Source organism: Parabacteroides massiliensis, assembly GCF_900155425.1.
GTDB lineage: Bacteria > Bacteroidota > Bacteroidia > Bacteroidales > Tannerellaceae > Parabacteroides > Parabacteroides massiliensis.
Map to the genome: position 1 here is coordinate 958469 of NZ_LT700191.1, position 19473 is coordinate 977941.

At 46.6% G+C, this 19473-nt stretch carries 12 protein-coding genes; 3 read left to right on the forward strand and 9 right to left on the reverse strand.

Going from position 1 to position 19473, the window contains the following annotated elements; genetic code table 11:
• Window positions 1-25 precede the first annotated feature (25 nt).
• Window positions 26-1666: a fumarate hydratase gene (locus tag BQ9893_RS14990; RefSeq protein ID WP_075966739.1), complete on the reverse strand. Its 1641-nt coding sequence runs from the start codon at window positions 1664-1666 to the stop codon at window positions 26-28.
• Between the two features lie 233 nt (window positions 1667-1899).
• On the opposite strand from BQ9893_RS14990, the gene BQ9893_RS14995 reads away from it, so the two are divergent.
• From BQ9893_RS14995 to BQ9893_RS15005, 3 genes are all read left to right on the forward strand, one after another.
• Window positions 1900-3552 carry a trypsin-like peptidase domain-containing protein gene (locus BQ9893_RS14995; protein ID WP_075966740.1) on the forward strand — a complete coding sequence of 551 codons (1653 nt, stop codon included), beginning with the start codon at window positions 1900-1902 and terminating at the stop codon, window positions 3550-3552.
• A 244-nt stretch (window positions 3553-3796) separates the two neighbouring features.
• Complete coding sequence (locus tag BQ9893_RS15000; RefSeq protein ID WP_075966741.1) at window positions 3797-5488, forward strand: tetratricopeptide repeat protein; 1692 nt, start codon at window positions 3797-3799, stop codon at window positions 5486-5488.
• 111 nt (window positions 5489-5599) lie between these two features.
• The gene (locus BQ9893_RS15005) at window positions 5600-6256 is read left to right on the forward strand and encodes a hypothetical protein (protein WP_075966742.1); all 657 of its coding nucleotides are present in this window, start codon (window positions 5600-5602) and stop codon (window positions 6254-6256) included.
• A 448-nt stretch (window positions 6257-6704) separates the two neighbouring features.
• Here BQ9893_RS15005 and BQ9893_RS15010 read toward each other — a convergent pair whose 3' ends face one another.
• The 8 genes from BQ9893_RS15010 to BQ9893_RS15045 all read right to left on the reverse strand — a co-directional run bounded on the left by BQ9893_RS15010 (window position 6705) and on the right by BQ9893_RS15045 (window position 19393).
• Window positions 6705-7268, reverse strand: a complete 564-nt coding sequence (locus tag BQ9893_RS15010; RefSeq protein WP_075966743.1) for a BamJ family beta-barrel-assembly machinery protein — start codon at window positions 7266-7268, stop codon at window positions 6705-6707.
• A 4-nt stretch (window positions 7269-7272) separates the two neighbouring features.
• Window positions 7273-8817 carry a glycine--tRNA ligase gene (locus BQ9893_RS15015; RefSeq protein WP_075966744.1) on the reverse strand — a complete coding sequence of 515 codons (1545 nt, stop codon included), beginning with the start codon at window positions 8815-8817 and terminating at the stop codon, window positions 7273-7275.
• A 210-nt stretch (window positions 8818-9027) separates the two neighbouring features.
• Complete coding sequence (locus tag BQ9893_RS15020) at window positions 9028-10197, reverse strand: cation:dicarboxylate symporter family transporter (RefSeq protein ID WP_075966745.1); 1170 nt, start codon at window positions 10195-10197, stop codon at window positions 9028-9030.
• Window positions 10198-10216: 19 nt separating this feature from the next.
• Window positions 10217-11677 carry an amidohydrolase gene (locus tag BQ9893_RS15025; protein WP_075966746.1) on the reverse strand — a complete coding sequence of 487 codons (1461 nt, stop codon included), beginning with the start codon at window positions 11675-11677 and terminating at the stop codon, window positions 10217-10219.
• Window positions 11678-11737: 60 nt separating this feature from the next.
• The gene (locus tag BQ9893_RS15030) at window positions 11738-13714 is read right to left on the reverse strand and encodes an alpha/beta hydrolase family protein (RefSeq protein WP_075966747.1); all 1977 of its coding nucleotides are present in this window, start codon (window positions 13712-13714) and stop codon (window positions 11738-11740) included.
• 39 nt (window positions 13715-13753) lie between these two features.
• Window positions 13754-15307 (reverse strand): RagB/SusD family nutrient uptake outer membrane protein, encoded by a 1554-nt coding sequence (locus BQ9893_RS15035; RefSeq protein WP_075966748.1) that lies wholly within the window; start codon window positions 15305-15307, stop codon window positions 13754-13756.
• Window positions 15308-15337: 30 nt separating this feature from the next.
• Entirely contained in the window at window positions 15338-18406 is a 3069-nt protein-coding gene (locus BQ9893_RS15040; protein WP_075966749.1) for a SusC/RagA family TonB-linked outer membrane protein, read from the reverse strand.
• A 57-nt stretch (window positions 18407-18463) separates the two neighbouring features.
• On the reverse strand, window positions 18464-19393 hold the full coding sequence (locus tag BQ9893_RS15045) for a hypothetical protein (protein WP_075966750.1): 930 nt from the start codon (window positions 19391-19393) through the stop codon (window positions 18464-18466).
• Window positions 19394-19473 lie beyond the last annotated feature (80 nt).

Below are 19473 nucleotides of genomic sequence, written 5' to 3' on the forward strand. Positions count from 1 at the left end.
TGATTGTATCAACGTAAAGAACGTCTTACTTCTTGCAAGTGCAACGCGGTTTGATTTGTTTGAAGAAATCGTTGCCCTTGTTGTCAACCAAGATGAATGCGGGGAAGTCTTCCACTTCGATCTTCCAGATAGCCTCCATGCCCAGTTCGGGATATTCCACACATTCGATGCTCTTGATATTGTTCTGAGCCAGGATAGCAGCCGGACCACCGATACTACCTAAATAGAAACCGCCATATTTCTGGCAAGCATCCGTCACCTGTTGGCTACGGTTACCTTTCGCCAACATGATCATGCTGCCGCCATGGCTTTGGAACAAACCGACATACGGGTCCATACGCCCGGCAGTCGTCGGTCCCATGGAACCGCAAGCCATACCGGCCGGAGTCTTTGCCGGACCGGCATAATAGATTGGATGATCCTTGATATACTGAGGCAGGTCTTCACCGCGATCCAGGCGTTCTTTCAGTTTGGCATGAGCGATATCGCGGCCTACGATGATCGTTCCGTTCAAGGACAGACGAGTAGCCACCGGATATTTATCCAGTTCTTTCAGGATATCGGCCATTGGCTGGTTCAGGTTGATCTTGACAGCATCGCCTTCGCCTGCCTGGCGCAGTTCAGCCGGGATCAGTTCGCCCGGATGGCTATCCAGCTTCTCGATCCAGATACCGTCTTTGTTGATCTTACATTTCACATTGCGGTCAGCCGAGCAACTAACCCCCAAACCGACCGGACAGGAAGCACCGTGGCGCGGCAGGCGGATAATACGGATATCATGTGCCAGATACTTGCCGCCGAACTGTGCACCCAAACCGATATTGTGAACTTCGGCCAACACTTCTTTTTCCAGTTCGATATCCCGGAAAGCACGGCCATACTCGTTACCGGTCGTAGGCAATTCGTCATAATAATGTGTTGAAGCCAACTTCACCGTCAGCAGGTTCTTTTCAGCTGAAGTACCGCCGATAACCACTGCGATATGATAAGGAGGACAAGCGGCCGTACCCAATGTCTTGATCTTTTCGATGATGAACGGAACCAAAGTGCCGGGGTTCAGGATTGCCTTCGTTTCCTGGTACAAGTAAGTCTTATTGGCGGAACCGCCACCCTTTGTCACACACAGGAATTTATATTCCATGCCTTCCGTAGCTTCGATGTCGATCTGTGCCGGCAGGTTGCACTTGGTGTTCACTTCGTCATACATAGTCAAAGGAGCATTCTGCGAATAACGCAGGTTTTCTTCCGTATAGGTTTTATAAACACCCAACGAAAGCGCTTCCTCGTCGCAGTAGCCGGTCCACACTTGCTGCCCTTTTTCTCCGTGGATGATAGCCGTACCTGTATCCTGGCAGAAAGGAAGTACACCCTTAGCAGCAACTTCTGCGTTACGCAGGAAAGTCAACGCTACATATTTATCGTTATCACTTGCTTCCGGATCGCTCAGGATCTTTGCCACCTGTTCGTTGTGCGAACGGCGAAGCATAAAGGACACATCACGGAAAGCGGCATTAGCCATTGCCGTAAGACCTTCTTTCGCAACTTTCAGAACCGGAGTCCCTTCGAACTCGGAAACCGAAACATAATCTTTTGTAAGCAGATAGTACTCTGTCGTATCCGGGCCCAATGGGAACGGAGCCTGGTACTTGAAAGGAGTTGTTGCCATAGCGTTTGTATTTTAATTTATAATATTGGTTTTAGAATCATATCCTTGAACGGACGGGCAAACTTAATTAAAAATCATGAGATTCGACAGTTGTTTGCCTTTTTAAAATGATCATTTCAAGTTTATTTTAAATTCACTTTGTATCTTTGAATCAGATAAGGCGATATTTATGAAAATATTAATGAATCTGCAATAGCTGATTATTTTCCTAAAATCGTATATTTGCCGCTACTATGGCAAAGCATTTTATCATATACTTTGGATTATGCCTGTTTCTTAGTGTTTCCGTCAAGGCACAAATCAGTCACGGAGGACAACCGTTGCCTCTCACGGCCACGAAAAGCCAGACAGAGGATCTGTTTATCACGATGCCCCCGTTCGATCTGGCGGAGCAGCTCCGGCTCGACTCGCTCGAAGCGACCGACCTGCGAAGCGGATTCCGCTTTGCCTACAAATTCATGACGGACTATACGCCGGAGAATTCAGGAGTCCGTTTCATCCTGCCCGACGGGACAAAGGTCTGGCGGCTCGGAATACGTTCCGAAGGTGCGCTTTCCCTTAATATAATGTTCAGCAAATACCATCTGCCCGAAGGCGCACGCGTATTCCTGTATAATAGCAATCAATCGGAAGTATTGGGTTCGTTCAACCACCTGAACAATTCGGAACGCGCCATTCTGCCCGTCGCCCCGATCGGGGGAGACGAGCTGATCGTCGAATACCAGGAACCGGCGGGAGTTGCTTTTCCCGGAAAACTCGCGATCGGCGAGGTGAACCACGGTTACCGGAATTTCAGAGTCTCGGAACCGCAGCCCGACTTCACGGCCTTCGAATGTATGCCGGTCATTGCCTGCTACCAAGATTCGACAACTCGCTACGACACGATCGAACGCAGCGTTGTCTTGATGATCATCAACGGGACGACCGGTTGCACGGGAACGCTTGTCAACAACACGGCAAACGACGGAAAACCTTATCTCCTTACGGCTTCGCATTGCCTGAACAACCAGTTCCAGATCAAAAATCCGGATTATGAAGAGGTGGCGGGCAATATCGTTTGTTATTTCAATTATAACAGCCCACAGTGTAGTCCGGTAGAACCCGGGCGCACCGACCAGACAGTTGCGTCGGCTCATTTCCGGGCCGTGAATGAATTGACGGATATGGCATTACTGGAATTGCAGGACACCCCACCCGCCGATTACCGGGTCTATTATGCGGGCTGGAACGCGCAGGATGCAGGGACAGCACCCTACACATGTATCCACCATCCGGGCGGATCGCTCAAACGGCTTAACCTCGCTGAGGGAGACGTGGAACTGACAAGCTACAAAATACAAGTTGCCGACTTCAATGAGAATTCTCACTGGAAGGTTGCCCGTTGGGCGACAGGCTGTACGGCCGGAGGATCATCGGGTTCTCCCCTCTTCGATGGCGACAACCGGGTCATCGGCGGCTTGACCGGCGGCGCTTCCAGCTGTCTCAATCCAGCTGAAGACTTCTTTTTCTCCATACAAAAAAGTTGGTCCGAACCGGCCGATAGCAGCAAGCAGCTCAAATGCTGGCTCGATCCTGTCGGAGTGGCCGCGCCCGTCTGTGCCGGAATGGATCCGAACGAAGGAGGAGGAACGGCCAACGAAGAGATTGAAGTATCAACAGAAGTCAGCCTGTCTGTCGACAGATACCGGCATACGATCCGTATCGGCTTCGCATCCCCCGTCAGCCAAGCTTCGCTCACCTTGGTATCGCTCACAGGAAAGCCTGTGCGCCATTATTCCATCACCGGACAACAGGTTACCCTACCGATTGGTCAGGTTCCGGCCGGCATGTGCATCGTGAAGATTGTTTATAATAACAAACTTTATACTCAAAAAGTCCTGTTTTGATTAAAATTTGACAATAGGAGCTCTGACAGAATCCAAAAGGATTTACCGGATTCATTTCCTATCTGTTTTGACATCAGACTGGAAAAAATAGAGACAGGATTCATTAATAAGTATTAATTAGAAAGATTTTATTTCTTGTTTGCTCTTCATAACAAAAAAATGCTTTAGTTTTGCACTTTGATGGATAAGGTATATTAGGAAGTAAATATATAAACATAGTAACATTTTAAACTTACATCAAATTATGAACAAAAAGTATTTAATGCCTTTCCTTGTATTGGCAGCAATTCTGACTTTTTCTTCTTGTTCAAACAAGTTGAAACCGTTAGCTGAAGAGTACATCAAAGCTGAACCGCAGCCGCTTGAGGCCATCGGAGGCAAAGTTCCTGTGACTATTAATGCCACATTCCCTGCAAAATGGTTCAACAAAAAAGCCGTTGTGACAGTAACTCCGGTTCTTCGTTATGCCGGTGGTGAAGCATGGGGAACATCTTACACTTACCAGGGTGAAAAAGTAAAGGGTAACAACCAGGTTATCCCGCAGAAAGAAGGTGCTAACGTAACCATGAAATCTGCTTTCACTTACAAACCTGAAATGAAGAAATCTGAATTGTATCTGACTTTCGACGCAAAGATCAAGAACAAGACAGTTAAATTGCCGGATGTAAAGATCGGCGAAGGTGTGATCGCTACATCAGAATTGGCTGACGCAGCTACTGCTAACGCAGCTATCGCAGCAGACAAATTCCAGCGTATCATCAAAGAAGCTCACGATGCAAACATCATGTTCCTTATCCAGCAGGCTAACCTGCGTGCTAAAGAGTTGAACTCTGACGCAATCAAAGAATGGAAAGAACTTGTTAAGAATGCAGACGAAGCTCCTAACCAGAACGTAGCAATCGAAATCTCTGCTTACGCTTCTCCTGATGGTGGTGTTAAACTGAACACTGGCCTGGCTGAACATCGTGAAAGCAACACAAGCAAATATCTGGCTAAAGAGTTGAAGAAAATGAAGGTTGACGCTCCGGTTGACGCTCGTTACACAGCTCAGGACTGGGAAGGCTTCAAAGAATTGGTACAGGCATCCAACCTGCAGGATAAAGACCTCGTGCTGAGAGTTATCTCTATGTACCAGGATCCTGAAACAAGAGAAAAAGAAATCAAGAACATCTCTGCAGTTTACTCTGACCTGGCTGAAACAATCCTGCCGCAACTTCGTCGTTCTCGTTTGACTGCCAACATCGAAATCATCGGTAAGTCTGACGACGAAATCAGCGCATTGGCTAAGAGCAATCCTTCTGAACTGAACATCGAAGAAATTCTGTACGCTGCTACTCTGACTAACAACGACGCAGAAAAGATGGCTATCTATACAAAAGCTTCTGAACTGTATCCTAACTGCTACCGCACTTGGAACAACATCGGTATGATGGCATTCCGTGCCGGTGACCTGGCTAAGGCAGAACAGATGTTCAACAAATCAAACTCTGTAAAAGCTAATCCGGAAGCAAACATGAACTTAGGTTTGATCGCTTTGACTAAGGGTGACCAAGCTAAAGCTCAGCAGTTGTTCGGTAGCGCTGCAGGCGTTGCTGAATTAGGCGAAGCTCTGGGTGTTCTGTATCTGGAACAGGGCGAATGGGCTAAGGCTGCCAATTCTTTCGGTTCAGTTAAGTCTAACAACGCTGCTCTGGCTCAGATCCTGACTAAGGATTACAGCAAAGCTTCTCAGACTTTGAACGCTGTTGCTAAACCTGACGCAACAACTTCTTACTTGAAAGCAATCGTAGCAGCTCGTACAAACGATGCTAACGCAGTTATCAGCAACCTGAAAGCTGCTATCGCTGCTGACAAGTCTATGGCTAAAGAAGCTGCTATCGACTTGGAATTTGCTAAATATGCAACTAACAGCGAATTCGCTGCTTTAGTTAAATAATAACAAACTTATTCCATATATCCGAAAAGCCGTCTCTGTAAAAAGAGGCGGCTTTTTTTGTTATATCCGAAACAATACGTATCTTTCGTAAGAATTAAAACAGTGATTGCCATGAAAAAGCTTATCTATTCCCTAATCATCTGCCTGATGATTGTAACAGGTAGATTGTCAGCCCAAGAAGGCAAGTTCGAATATCTGTTCAACGACTTCCAGAAAAGTCTCATCTATTACAAGGACGGGAGAGTGTTCGGTGTAAAAGTAAACTACAATTTGGCAAGAAACGCTTTTATGTTCATAGATGAAAACGATAACAATAATATCAAGCTTTTTGCCGAACCGGATATGGTGAGGATATTGAAGATAGACAACCGCATTTTCCAATTGGACTCTAAAGGGCTGGCGCAAGAGGTCCTAAACCAGGAACCGTATTTGGTTGTCACCTACAGGGGTAAGTCGCGTCCGCAAGGGAAACAGGTCGGCTATGGAGGGCGTTCTGAAACAGCCGCTGTCGATTCCTATTCGAGCCTCCAGTCGAGAGGCCATTCCTACAACCTGGAAACAGAGAAAATCATTTTGGCCGACATAGAAAAGAGATATACAATCAAAAAGAACAAAAAACAAAAACAATTCCAGTCTTCCAAACAGTTTTTGAAACTATACCCGGCAGAACAGGAGGAAGCGATAAAGAGATATATAAAAAACAATAAGATCAATTTTGACGAACCTCAGCAGGTTCTCCAACTGGTCAAATACGCAGAGACGCTGTAGCTTTCCGCCTTTTAGCCGAATATTGTTCAAACGTATTTCAAATCCAAGCCGGTATTCGTTTGTTTGTCTACAAAATGACAAGCAAATACCGGCAATTAATTTTTATTGAAAGTTCAATAACACTATTTAGCACCTTAACTCTTGACAAATTCTGGCAAACCCGTACCTTTGCACTGTGGTTTTTTCATAATAGTATTAGATTTAAGGTTAACAAAGTTTGGTTAGGGGTTGTCGTGAGACAGCCTTTAATTATTTATAGGGGCTCATCACGAAAAAACAACACGCATAATTCCCGCTTGAATACTCTGATTGCCGGAGGCGATCGTCGTGCTTTCACTATATATACACAGAGGAATATTAAAACGGAAAACATAAAGAAAAGAAGGAACTGTCTACGCATCATGTAGACAGCCCCTTCTTTTCTTTATGTAAATCAACAGTTCTATATTTAACTTGCCGAAGCAGCCTGCTCATCTACCGAAACCAGTTCGATTTCGAATATCAAAGTCGAATAAGCCGGGATACTACCGCTGCCACTTGAACCATAGGCTAACTGCTGCGGAATCCAAACCTCATATTTATCTCCTTCGACCATGTGTTGCAAAGCGACTGACCAGCCTGATATGACAGAACCATATCCATTAGGATTGGAAGTCGAATAATTTGCATAATACGAACTGACCGCACATTTGAAAGGCGTACCGTCTTCAAACAGGCGTGCATCAAATTCCGTACCGTCCGTCAAAGACCCCTTATAATAAACAGATACACGACTATTGAAATAGACTTTTTTGCCATCACCCTTTTTAATCAGTTTGGCAAAAACATATCCGTCACCGGCTTCCGAATCCCATTTTTCAAAACCTGTTTCGTTTGCTTTTGCCTGGAAGGCAATATCCTGTTCCAATTTATATGCTTCTCTTTCAACAGCATCAGTATCGTCATCGTCCTTACAAGAAGAGACGACAAAGACACACAACAACATCAACGCGATATGCAGGTATTTCTTCATGCGTTTATTCCATTATTTTTTTTAATAAATTCTTCATGCTAACCTTCTCAGAGATAATATCATGCAACTTGTCGATGCTTACACGTTCCTGTTCCATCGTATCGCGGAAACGGATCGTTACACAATTATCCTTCAAAGTATCGTGGTCAACTGTAATACAGTACGGGGTTCCGATAGCATCCTGGCGACGATAGCGTTTTCCGATAGAATCTTTTTCATCATACTGGCAACGGAAATCGAAACGCAACAACTTCATGATCTCTTCGGCTTTTTCGGGCAGGCCGTCTTTCTTCACCAGCGGCAATACGGCGAGCTTGATAGGTGCCAATGCTGCGGGCAACTTCAATACGACACGTGTTTCGCCGTTTTCCAACGTTTCTTCGCAATAAGAACCGGCCATCACGCTCAGGAATACGCGGTCTACACCGATAGAAGTTTCGATCACATACGGGGTATAGCTCTGATTCAGTTCGGGATCGAAATACTGGATCTTCTTGCCCGAGAACTTTTCGTGCTGGCTCAAGTCGAAATTCGTACGGCTGTGGATACCTTCCACTTCTTTGAAGCCGAACGGCATTTCAAATTCGATATCGGTAGCAGCGTTGGCATAGTGAGCCAGTTTTTCGTGATCGTGATAACGATATTTTTCGTTACCCAGTCCCATAGCCTGGTGCCATTTCAAGCGAGTAGCCTTCCACTGTTTGAACCATTCCATTTCTTCGCCCGGACGAACAAAGAACTGCATTTCCATCTGTTCGAACTCGCGCATACGGAAGATGAACTGGCGGGCTACGATCTCGTTACGGAAGGCCTTACCGATCTGGGCGATACCGAAAGGTATTTTCATACGGCCGGTCTTCTGAACGTTCAGGAAGTTGACAAAAATACCCTGTGCCGTTTCCGGACGCAGATAGACTTTCATGGCGCCGTCCGATGTAGACCCCATTTCGGTCGAGAACATCAGGTTGAACTGGCGGACATCGGTCCAGTTGCGGGTTCCGGAGATTGGGCAGACGATTTCGCAATCCAGGATCAGCTGGCGCAGGTCTTCGAAATTGGAATCGTTCATATCTTTCGAGTAGCGTTCGTGGATCTCGTTCCACTTAGCTTGGTATTCAAGCACACGTCCGTTAGTTGCGCGGAACTGGGCTTCGTCGAAAGCATCGCCGAATTTCTTTGCGGCCTTGGCCACTTCCTTATTCATCTTCTCCTCTATCTTTGCCAAGTGATCTTCGATCAACACATCGGCACGATACCGCTTCTTGGAATCTTTGTTGTCGATCAGGGGGTCATTGAACGCGTCGACATGGCCGGATGCTTTCCAGATAGTAGGGTGCATAAAGATAGCGGAGTCGATACCGACTACATTTTCGTGCAACAGCGTCATGCTGTCCCACCAGTATTTCTTTATGTTATTTTTCAGCTCTACGCCATACTGTCCGTAATCATACACTGCTCCTAAACCGTCATAAATCTCCGAAGAGGGGAATACAAACCCGTATTCTTTACAGTGCGAAACTAATTTCTTAAATACATCTTCTTGTGCCATAATAATAATTTGCCTATTAATTAACGTGCCAATGTGCCAATGGAAAAACAACTCGTCCTACTTGCCAATTCTCATTGGCATATTGACACATTTGCACATTGGCACATCATTAGTGTTGCAAAGTAAATGATTTTTTCGGTAATCTGTAGCATTTTCAGCATCTTATAAGATATTTTCAAAGAAACACCGCCAAAACGGAACCTACTTCCATCAGGAAAAGGGTGAATGCCGTTTCATAAATGTATCGGTAATCAATGTCAAAGCCCCATCACCGGTAATGTTGCAAGCCGTACCGAAGCTATCCTGCAAGGCAAATATTGCTATAAGCAGAGCTGTACCTGCATCATCGAATCCCAGTACGGAAATAACAATACCCAATGATGCCAGTACGGTTCCTCCCGGAACACCGGGCGCACCTACTGCCAATACACCTAAAAGAAATATGAATAAGACGAGGGTAGAAAGTTCAGGCAACTGGCCGTAGAGCAATTGGGATACAACACACACAAAGAAAACCTCAGTCAGTACGGAACCGCAAAGGTGTATGTTTGCGAACAGGGGAATTGAGAAGTCCGAAACTTTCTTGTCCAGTACAGGGCTCTTGTGTGCACATTCCAAGGCTACACCCAACGTAGCGGCAGAAGACATGGTTCCCAATGCCGTGAGATAGGCAGGCAGGTAGAACTTGAGTACCTGCCAACTGTTCTTACCGGAATAAACAGCAGCCAATCCATAGAGCAGTAACAACCATAGGTAATGGCAGGCTATGACAATCAATATCACCGGCAGAAAGATTCCCAAACGGGATATATCCCCCTCATAAGATAGCGAACAGAAATTAGCAGCCACATACAATGGAAGCAGAGGTATCAGAATACGTTTTACCAGTTGCAACACGATCTCCCGGAATTGTAAGAGCAGCACCGTAACCTCTTTCGAGTTTATCCAGATGCATCCCAATCCAATAAAGACCGAGAACAGCAGGGCGGACATCACACTCAACATGGGAGGAATCTCCAAGTTGAATAAGACTTCAGGCAGTTCCCTCAAGGATCCGGTGACAGGCCGTATGTCCAGCAAAGGCATCACCTGATATCCTACCAGCATGGCAAAAAATGCTGCGCCTACGGACGAAAGGTATGCTAACAGGAAGGCAAAAACTATCAGCCGTGAAACATTTCCTTTCAGGGATGCGATGGAAGGAGCCACGAAACCGATGATTATCATAGGAACGAGAAAAAAGATAACCTGCCCGCTTATCTGCTTGAGGACCAACACGCTTTTCATCCCGGCTTTCGGGATGAAAAGTCCTGTCAGGATACCGATGATAACAGCCAATACTAAAATAACAATTGTATTTGAAATGATTTTCTTTATCATACTAGTTATTTTAAACTGTTTATTTCTTTACCCGATAATCCAATGCCGGCTTGCGATCACCAAGCAACGGTTCATATTTGAAGTCAGCCCCCCGCCGTTTCTCGAACTCGGCCTTGATCTCAGCCAATAGTTTTGGATTTTGAATCAATTCGATAGCACTGAGCGAAAAGACCTTACCGGCATTAATCAAAGCTTTTGTCCCGATGGTCGTTCCGTCCGATGCCACATTCTGCCAACTGTGTCCCGCATTGCCCGGAATGAAACCGGCAGTTCCAAAGCTGGCAGTAGGCACATTCCAACTTACATCACCTACATCGGATGAGCCTCCGCCTGTCGAAGGTTTTTCTTCAGCCAAGGGAGCAACGGTAGCAGCCTGTTCCAATTTTGAGACATCCGTATTCGTTGTCTTGGCAATTGCCTCAGCAAACTTGCGTTCGCGTTCATCATAAATGACGCCGCCTACCTTCTCCAAACTTTGTTGCAGCACCTCTGATAACTTGCGGTTATGCAGCCGCTCGTAAAAGCCTGCCACAATTTCCGGTTCCACGCGTGTCTGTGTGCCGGCTGCAGCCCCCTCGGCAGCTGCGTAGATCCAATCCTTCAGTTGTTTCAGTATTTCACGTTTCGGGCTGCGGATGTAATAGGATACGCGTGCATATTCGGGGACGACATTGGGGGCAATACCTCCTTCCGGAATAACATAATGGATACGCGATGATGTCGGTACATGTTCACGGAGCAGATTGACCATATAGTTCAAAGCTTCCACTCCGTCCAATGCCGATCGCCCGAGCCATGGTGTGCCTGCTGCATGAGCCGCTTTTCCATAAAACCGGAAATCGACCATTTGGATAGCTGTCCCACTACCCACGCTCACGCCGTTACCTGTCGAGGGATGCCAGTCAAGGACAGCATCGACACCTTTGAACAAACCTTCGCGTACTAAATAGACTTTGCCGCCACCGCCCTCTTCTGCCGGGGAGCCGAACACTTTGATGGTTCCCGCATGTTTTGTTTCAGCCAACCACTTACTGATAGCAACAGCTCCCGATACGGATCCCACACCAAAGATGTTATGTCCGCATCCATGACCGTTTCCATTCTCAACCAACGGTTTGCGGTAGGGTACCGTATCTTGAGACAAGCCGGGAAGCGCATCGAACTCAGCCAGGATCCCTATCACGGGGCTTCCGCTACCATACGTGGCAACAAACGCTGTCGGCATTCCTGCTACACCAGCCTCCACCGTAAAACCGTTCGCTTCCAGATGCTCTTGTAACTGTTTGGAACTCTCTGTCTCGATGAAGCCTAATTCGGGCATTTCCCATATTTTCTTTTGAAGAGCATCGTACGTGCCGAAGTTCTTGTCCAAATATTCTGTAGCAATGTTCTGTTTGTCATGCTTGTTTTTTTGTTGTGATAAAGCATCTTGTGCGAACAACAGCCCAAGTAAAATCAATAAACTGACAATTTCTTTCATGACTTATATCCCTTTCTTCTGATTAAGTAATAACTCTTTATAATGAAACATTCCGGCAATTTACCGAAGATATTGTTCAAACCACTGCGTGATCTCTTGCAATCTCTTGACCCGGTTCTGCGGCTTGCCTGACCGCGATAATTCATGATTCTCACCTTTGAATATCACAATACGCGCCGGCACATTGAAGTGACGGAGGGCGCTATACATCTGTATGCCTTCCGGCAGCGGACAACGGTAATCTTCTTCGCTATGGATAAAAAGCGTAGGAGTTTTTACTCGGTTGGCATATGCCAGTGGGGATTGTTTCCACAAATTCTCATAATTATTCCAAGGGTTACCTCCCGTATAAGCATATCCAAAAGAATAACCAATGTCACTCAACATTGTAAATGAAATCCAGGAAGAGATGCTCCGTTGCGATGCAGCTGCCCGGAAACGGTCGGTATGCCCGATAATCCAATTGGTCATTACACCTCCGTAAGAGCCACCGGTTACTCCGATTCGCCTTTTGTCGATGAAGTTCGTTTTCACAATGGTTGTATCTACAAAACGCATCAAGTCATCATAATCAATATCGCCGAATGCTCCTTTTAAGCGAGCGAACTCATTTCCTCGTCCGTTGCTTCCAGTCGGATTTGTGTATATGACAGCATATCCTTTGTTTGCCCAATATTGCATTTCATGAAAAAAAGAAGTTCCGTAAGTGGCTTTCGGACCACCATGAATATCAAGAATCGCAGGATATTTTCCACCTTCTTCATAGTGAGCGGGAGACAATACGTAACCTCGTAGTTTCACACCGTTGCGATTCGTGAACTCAATGGGCTGTGGAGTGACAACCTGATAGGAATCCAGCAGGCTGGTATTGATATCGGAAAGTCTGGAGAGCTTTTCTCCTTTGTCCCAATAGTATATCTCTTGTGCACGTGAGGGAACGGAAGCAATTAACAAGAATCCTTTCCGATAGGGTATGTATTCATCCACATCAATACTGTCGGGTGTAAGGATGGAGACTTGACTTCCTTTATAATCAACTTGTACCAACGGAGCATGGTCAATCACTGTTGATACATAGTAAACTCCTTGTTTGTCAGCAAACAATTTGGAATGATTTCCTCCTTTTATATCGCTAATCAAGGAATTGCCAACTGAGCAGACATCTCCGTCGTAGAGTTCCTTTGCTTTTCCGTTTGTCAAATCTAATTGATAAAGGGCAGCGTTCTGTTGAGGATTTTCCTCCGAATATTTCCTCAACGTGAACAAAAGAGTTCCTTCCTTGGTGAAGTTCAATTGACCATAACTGCTGCTATCGGCTACGCTCCATGTTTTCGTATCGAGTGACACAGTGTTCATCACCAGCAATTTATCATCCGGATAGGTTTTACCAGAATGTTTCCGGAGCACATAACCCAGTTGATGTTTGTCTGGGCTAAGTGCAAGTTCCGATACGGAAGCCAATGTGTCAGACAGAAGTGTGACATTTCCCTTGTCGTATTGGTAAAGAACTGTGCGCAGGCCATTTATATCTCCTCTACCGTTACTCCAAAAAGGAAGTTCTTCGAATATACGATAGTTGTCGGCATTCAAGCCGTCAGCCTGCTTCAATCGGTATTGAGCCGTAAAGAAAAAATGATCGGGTGCGATAAATGCCACTTCTTGTACGCAATAAGGCAGCTTTAACCATTCCAAAGCTTCACCATACGCATTGGAAAGACGTTTGAATGTTGTTTCATCCTTTCCTGACTGCCGTAAGATAATATCATCTCCTTGCAGGCTGAACCAATTGACATCACTTCCCGTAGTCAATTGAATAGTGTTGCCATCTGCTTTCAACTGATAGAGATTGCTTATATATTTTCCCTGTTTCAAATCTGCCTGTTTGAGTAGGAAAAACAGATTTCCATCCTTTTCTTGCAGCGAGGATATGCTTCGGAGTTTTCCGAAGAAATCGACTCCTATGGGGAGTTTCTGGGCAGTGGCATAACCGGCAATAAGCAAAGCGACTGCCGCAAAAAGAACTGCTTTATATTTCATTATCAATCAATTATTAAAACAGTAAAACAATCTGCCATTTCATTCATAAGAAGCATAAGGGTTTGCTCCCGTCTTAGCCTCGTCATACCCATCATATCCCCAGTTTTGCCACAGCCCTTCCGGGTTGAGGTCGCGTTGAGCTTGAGGAATGGGATAGCGGTAATGCTTCAGCCCGATGGTCTGCTTGTTGTATTGGAGATCCTGCGCTACCGTGCTGTTCTTGATTGTCTTTACAAGGATGCGCCAACGTACAAGGTCGAGCCAATGCTTCTGTTCATAAACAAACTCCCACGTACGTTCTTGTTGGATCGCTTTCTTGAACCCTTCATAGTCCAACCCCTTCTTCAGATCATGTGTGGATGTTGCTGTCACGGGGAAACTCCGGAATGCACGTCGGCGCACTTGATTAATCGCCTCGTATGCATCCGCATTGGGTGCCCCGTCTCGTTCGTTGATAGCTTCCGCCTTTACGAGCAGCACCTCCGCGTAGCGTAGGATGCTACGGTTGATGTTCCGGTTGTTGGCGCTTGCCTGCGGATCACCGGCATCTATGTATTTACGAAAGCGAGGGAGTTTGAAATGATAGTAAGTCCCGGTCTCCGGATTGTAGAGCGAGTCGGCAAAAGAGCCTTCGCGGCGTTGATCGCCAACCTCGTAAGAATCGACCACGTCGCGATTGGCGGGAACCACATGGGGCAATTCATCTGAAAACCCGCTGGAGAAGGCGCAGTGGCAAAGATGGTTGCCACCAGTCCCATCGGCAGCCGAACCGGTATCGTGCTGTGTGGCGAAGATGCTCTCTTTCCCATTACGGTTGCCGTTGTCCCAGTTGGCAAGGAAGTTCTCCTCCAGTTCATAGCCAGTCACGAGGTTGGCTGCTTCCACAGCTTGGGCATACTTTTCTTTTCTACCGGTGTCATCGAGCGTAGGGGAAACCTGCCCCCATGTCAGCAAGACTTTGGAAAGAAGCGCATAAGCAGCGCCTTGTGTTGCCCGTCCTTTGTCGGCAGAGGAATAAGAACTGACCACGGGTAGCTTTTCTGCTGCGTCACGCAAGTCTGCTACGATCTGTTCATATACTTTGTCAATGGGCTGGCGCGACACTCCGCTTCCCTCAATGTTATGGAGGACTATCGGGAAATCCCCCCAGAACTGCACTGCATAGTTCAGGTAGTAGGCACGGAGGAAACGTGCTTCGCCAATGACGCGTGTTTGTGTTGGGAGTGAAATGCGTTCATTGTCCCGAACATTGTCGATGGCATCGTTGGCGGCAGCGATGCCATGGTTGAGGTCACGCCACATGCCAGTAATATAACTGTTGTTTCCATCCCATTTCAGAAGTCCCAACAGGCCACCTCCACCGTTAGGGTTCTCTCCTGAGATGGTCGTTTCCGTCACCAAATCAGTCATGTATCCGAAAGCCGTACTTTTGTTGACATTAACTTGGTAAGCGGCATTCACCAGTGCAATGGCATCTTCATCGCTTGCCGGAAGGTTACCCTGAGCCAGTACACCGATCGGTGTCTGTTCCAAGGAGTCGGAGCAGGAAGCAAGGCCTGCAGCGACAAGAAGACTATATATAATCTTTTTCATCTCAATCTACAGTTTTCATTTTTAAATATATTAATAGGAGATATTCACACCGACTGTATAGGTGCGTGCTGTGGGGTAGGCTCCTGCATCTATTCCGCTCGCTACTTCCGGATCATATCCTTTGTATCCGGTAAAGGTAAGCAGGTTCTGCCCGCTGACAAACAGGCGGAGACGTGAATTCTGCGTTGTACCGATACGGACAGGCAACGTGTAACTCAAAGTCACATTCTTCAGCCGCAAATAGGAGGCATCTTCCACGAACCGGCTATCCAGATAGTTGGTATAGTTGTTGGAAGCATGCGCCTTGGGAATCGTGTTGGAAGGATTGGTTTCCGACCAGCGGTTTAGCAAAGCCGTAGAAACATTGTAGCTGGTACTCGCTGTCTCCAGTCGTTGACGTAAGCTGTTATACACCTCGTTTCCTTGGCTGCCCTGAAAGGCGGCAAAAAGACTCCATCGCTTGTAATTCAGGGTAGTCGAGAAACCGTATGTGAAATCCGGCTGGATAGAACCGAGTATGACGCGGTCGTTGTCTTGGTCGATCTCTCCGTCGCCATTCTGGTCTACAAACTTGGCATCTCCATATTCTACCTCCGGTTTGGGCGAAGGCGAGGGAACCTTGCTCAGGTCATCACCTTTCTGCACGACACCGTCAAATTGCCATCCATAGAATGAACCGAGGGATTCTCCGGTTTTAATGATGGTATACGTATTCTTGATGGAGGCGAGTGAACCGATATTCGTAACCTCATTCTTGTTATGGGCGATGTTTGCGGAGAGATTCCATGACAGCTCTTTGGTGTCGATCAGTAATGCATTTACCGCAAACTCTACCCCCCGGTTCTCCACATTGCCGACATTCCGAAGCTGGGAAGAGAATCCGGTAGTCTCCTCCACGGGAATATTGAGTAGCAGGTCGCTTGTCTTCTTGCTGTAATAATCGAATATGAAGTTAAGCCGCTGCTTCAGGATGCTTAGGTCGAAACCTACATTATACTGGGTAGTCGACTCCCATTTCAGGTCCGGATTATCCAGATTATTACGCACATAGCCTGTATTGCCGACACCTCCGAAGTAGTAGCGTACGGTCCCATAAGTGGAAAGGAAGCTGTAGTCACCGATCTCCTGATTACCTACTGTACCTACGCTGGCTCGCAGCTTCAGTTTGTCGACAACCGGGTTCTCTTTCAGGAAATGTTCCTCTTCCAAGTTCCAGGCAAGCCCCAACGATGGGAACCATCCCCACTTCTTGTTGGCAGCAAAACGGCTGGAACCATCGGCTCGCAATGTTGCTGTCAGGTTATAACGTTCAAGCAGCGTATAGTTGACACGTGCCAGTACCGAATGGAGGGTTGACTTCGAACCGCCCGATATAGGAGGAACCAACAAGGAACCGGTCTGTAGGCTGTGATACCCCAATGTTTCATTGGCAAACTTCTCTGCCGAAGCGGTGGCATATTCTATGTCTGTAACTTGCGATGTATATCCACCCAAGACGTTGAAAGCATGGATACCTATGTTCTTATTCCATGTCAATGTAGCCTCATATTGGTAAGAGTCATAACGTTTGTTGCCCACTGTTCCATAGCCACCCACCGTGATGCCTGCGGCAGAGGTAGACGGGGCGTAATAATTCTGGGTCGTATTCACCAAGTTGGTGGCAGCACTCAATTTCAATGTCAATTCCGGAATGATACGCCATTGTGCGAAAGCATTGCCCAACAAATTGTTCGTCTTGGTCTCAGAAGTCACCTCAGTCAAATCGGCAATCGCATTCGGAGTCTGGCCTCCCACACGGATATCGCCTACCTCATAGGGATTGGCAAAGTTGTAACTTCCATCGGCATTATAAATAGGAACTGCCCGGGGAATACGTACTACATATTCAAAAGCATTGCTATTGCCACCCACATAAGAGCTATAGCTGTTGAAATCGGTAATACCGTTCTGTATCGCCTTACCTGCCGTGATGTTCACTCCGACCGTAAAATTATCAAAGAGATCCCTTTCCAGATTGACACGCCCCGTGTACCGCTTGAAACCGGTATTGAGCAGGATACCATCCTGGTCGCTGAAGTTGCCGCTGATGAGGTAGCGTGTCTTCTCATCACCGCCACTGATGCTCAACTGATGGTTCTGAGTCGTGGCAGTGCGCAAGGCGGCGTCCTGCCAATCAGCTCCTGCTCCCCAAGCCGATACGATTTCGTCCGTAAGCCCCGAAGTACTTAGTTGATTCGGCGTGGCAATCTCCAGATACAGGCGCCCCCAATCATCCGCCCTCATCAGGTCGAGCTTTTTGCGGGCGGTCTGCCAACCGATACTGTATTGGTATTCAATATTGTTCTTGCCCTTCTTTCCACTGCGGGTCGTAATGATAATCACGCCATTCGCTCCACGGCTCCCATAGATGGCGGCAGCCGATACATCCTTCAGTACCTCAATACTCTCTATGTCACTGGGGTTAATGGCAGCCAGCGGATTGAAGTCGGACGTGGCACGGGTGACTCCCGTGTTAGTGGTTGCATTGTCATTGTATATCAGCATGCCGTCTATCACATAAAGTGGTTCATTCTTGCCTGTGATGGAGTTACCTCCACGTATGCGCAAACTTGATGATGCACCCGGAAGACCTGAACTTTGTGAGACATTCAATCCGGATACAGCTCCGCCCAACAGATTGTCGAATGAGGTTGTCACCTGTTTCAAAGCCTCTTTTCCTACCGAGGCGATGGCGCCTGTCAGTTCTTTCCGTTTTTGGGTGCCATAACCCACCACTACAACCTCTTGCAGTATGCCTGTTGCTTCACTCAACGCGATGACAACCGGTTCGCTGTTATCATACACATCTATCTGTTGTTCGCGATAACCGATAAAGTTCACTTGGAGAGTAGCGGGTAACTCTTTTACTTCGAGTTCGAAATTTCCATCCAAATCGGTTAAAGAACCTGTTTTTTCATTGACTACGGATATGGACGCACTTATTACAGGTTCATTGTCGAACGCATCCACCACCTTGCCACTGATCCGGGTTTGCGCAAAAGCGTCTCCTGCTATCCCGCCAGCCAGCAAGACAGCCCATAAACGATATATGATTTGCATATTGAATTTCTTTTTTAATTCATACTTGGATTACAATATTCTTTCCGGGACATATTGTCATCGACCGGTCAATAAATTCCCCTCCAACTGCTTCTGTTCCTTACGGACCGACTTCTCATCCAGGGTGAGAAAGCCAAATCTATGGTTATATTGCTGTCCTTCATTAACAATCCACCGCAAGAAATCGGCAACAGAAGCTCTGTCACTATAAGCAAATCCTACTTTAGACAGGGGGATCAAAGCTACGTCATTGTTTTCCAACAGTTGCAATGTCTCATCCAAATTGCCATTATCCAGCACCTCTCTTTGTTCCTTTTTGATGTCCAGCGGAATCAAGAACAGGCGAGGCTTCAACTTGCGATTCTGAAGGTCGAATATGTAAGCCAGATTATTGAAGGTAACCCCGGTATGATCCTTGTTGATGGCGGTGAGCAGATAAAGGTCGTCTCCCACAATACGCTTGCCACGGAACTGGGAAACCTGATATCCGAAATAGGAAGCGAAAGCATTCGCTCCTGAGATACGGCCTATACCGGAATAAACCGTCAGTTCTTCATATGGGGAAATTTCCTTGCGATCATTTCCTACCTTCTGCAAGATATCTTTCTGAAAAAACAAATCCTTCAGTTCCTTCTCATCAAGGCGCTTACGGGAGAGTTTCTCGTACAGAGGATTTTCGGTGGTAGTAACGGGAAGCAGCGCATAGCGTCCTACATAGGTGATGTGCCTCTCGTTGTTGCCTTCAGGAGTTTCAGAAACGAATTCGAGATCGGCCTTTCCCTTATTCACATCCACAATCCGGAGCTGTAGCTCCGGATGTGCTTCCTTATATTTTTTGATCCAAGTTTCCACCAACCCGCTGCCAAACTTGGGTATGGCGACGGTAATAACTTCTTGAGACTTGTCAGCCGCATATGTAGAAGGAAAAACAGCCAACAAAACTATAATGAAGATGTATCTGAAAAAAAACTTTATATTTGTAGTCATAGCGATTATTCTTTAGTGTATGATGATTATTTTATCTGATGTATATATATAATAGAAAGGACGCATCCCTCCATGATTCA

What these genes read in the sequence shown, in the direction of transcription:
- BQ9893_RS14990 (WP_075966739.1), bottom strand. Translation starts at nt 1,666, where the DNA reads ATGGCAACAACTCCTTTCAAGTACCAGGCTCCGTTCCCATTGGGCCCG.
- BQ9893_RS14995 (WP_075966740.1), top strand. Translation starts at nt 1,900, where the DNA reads ATGGCAAAGCATTTTATCATATACTTTGGATTATGCCTGTTTCTTAGT.
- BQ9893_RS15000 (WP_075966741.1), top strand. Translation starts at nt 3,797, where the DNA reads ATGAACAAAAAGTATTTAATGCCTTTCCTTGTATTGGCAGCAATTCTG.
- BQ9893_RS15005 (WP_075966742.1), top strand. Translation starts at nt 5,600, where the DNA reads ATGAAAAAGCTTATCTATTCCCTAATCATCTGCCTGATGATTGTAACA.
- BQ9893_RS15010 (WP_075966743.1), bottom strand. Translation starts at nt 7,268, where the DNA reads ATGAAGAAATACCTGCATATCGCGTTGATGTTGTTGTGTGTCTTTGTC.
- BQ9893_RS15015 (WP_075966744.1), bottom strand. Translation starts at nt 8,817, where the DNA reads ATGGCACAAGAAGATGTATTTAAGAAATTAGTTTCGCACTGTAAAGAA.
- BQ9893_RS15020 (WP_075966745.1), bottom strand. Translation starts at nt 10,197, where the DNA reads ATGATAAAGAAAATCATTTCAAATACAATTGTTATTTTAGTATTGGCT.
- BQ9893_RS15025 (WP_075966746.1), bottom strand. Translation starts at nt 11,677, where the DNA reads ATGAAAGAAATTGTCAGTTTATTGATTTTACTTGGGCTGTTGTTCGCA.
- BQ9893_RS15030 (WP_075966747.1), bottom strand. Translation starts at nt 13,714, where the DNA reads ATGAAATATAAAGCAGTTCTTTTTGCGGCAGTCGCTTTGCTTATTGCC.
- BQ9893_RS15035 (WP_075966748.1), bottom strand. Translation starts at nt 15,307, where the DNA reads ATGAAAAAGATTATATATAGTCTTCTTGTCGCTGCAGGCCTTGCTTCC.
- BQ9893_RS15040 (WP_075966749.1), bottom strand. Translation starts at nt 18,406, where the DNA reads ATGCAAATCATATATCGTTTATGGGCTGTCTTGCTGGCTGGCGGGATA.
- BQ9893_RS15045 (WP_075966750.1), bottom strand. Translation starts at nt 19,393, where the DNA reads ATGACTACAAATATAAAGTTTTTTTTCAGATACATCTTCATTATAGTT.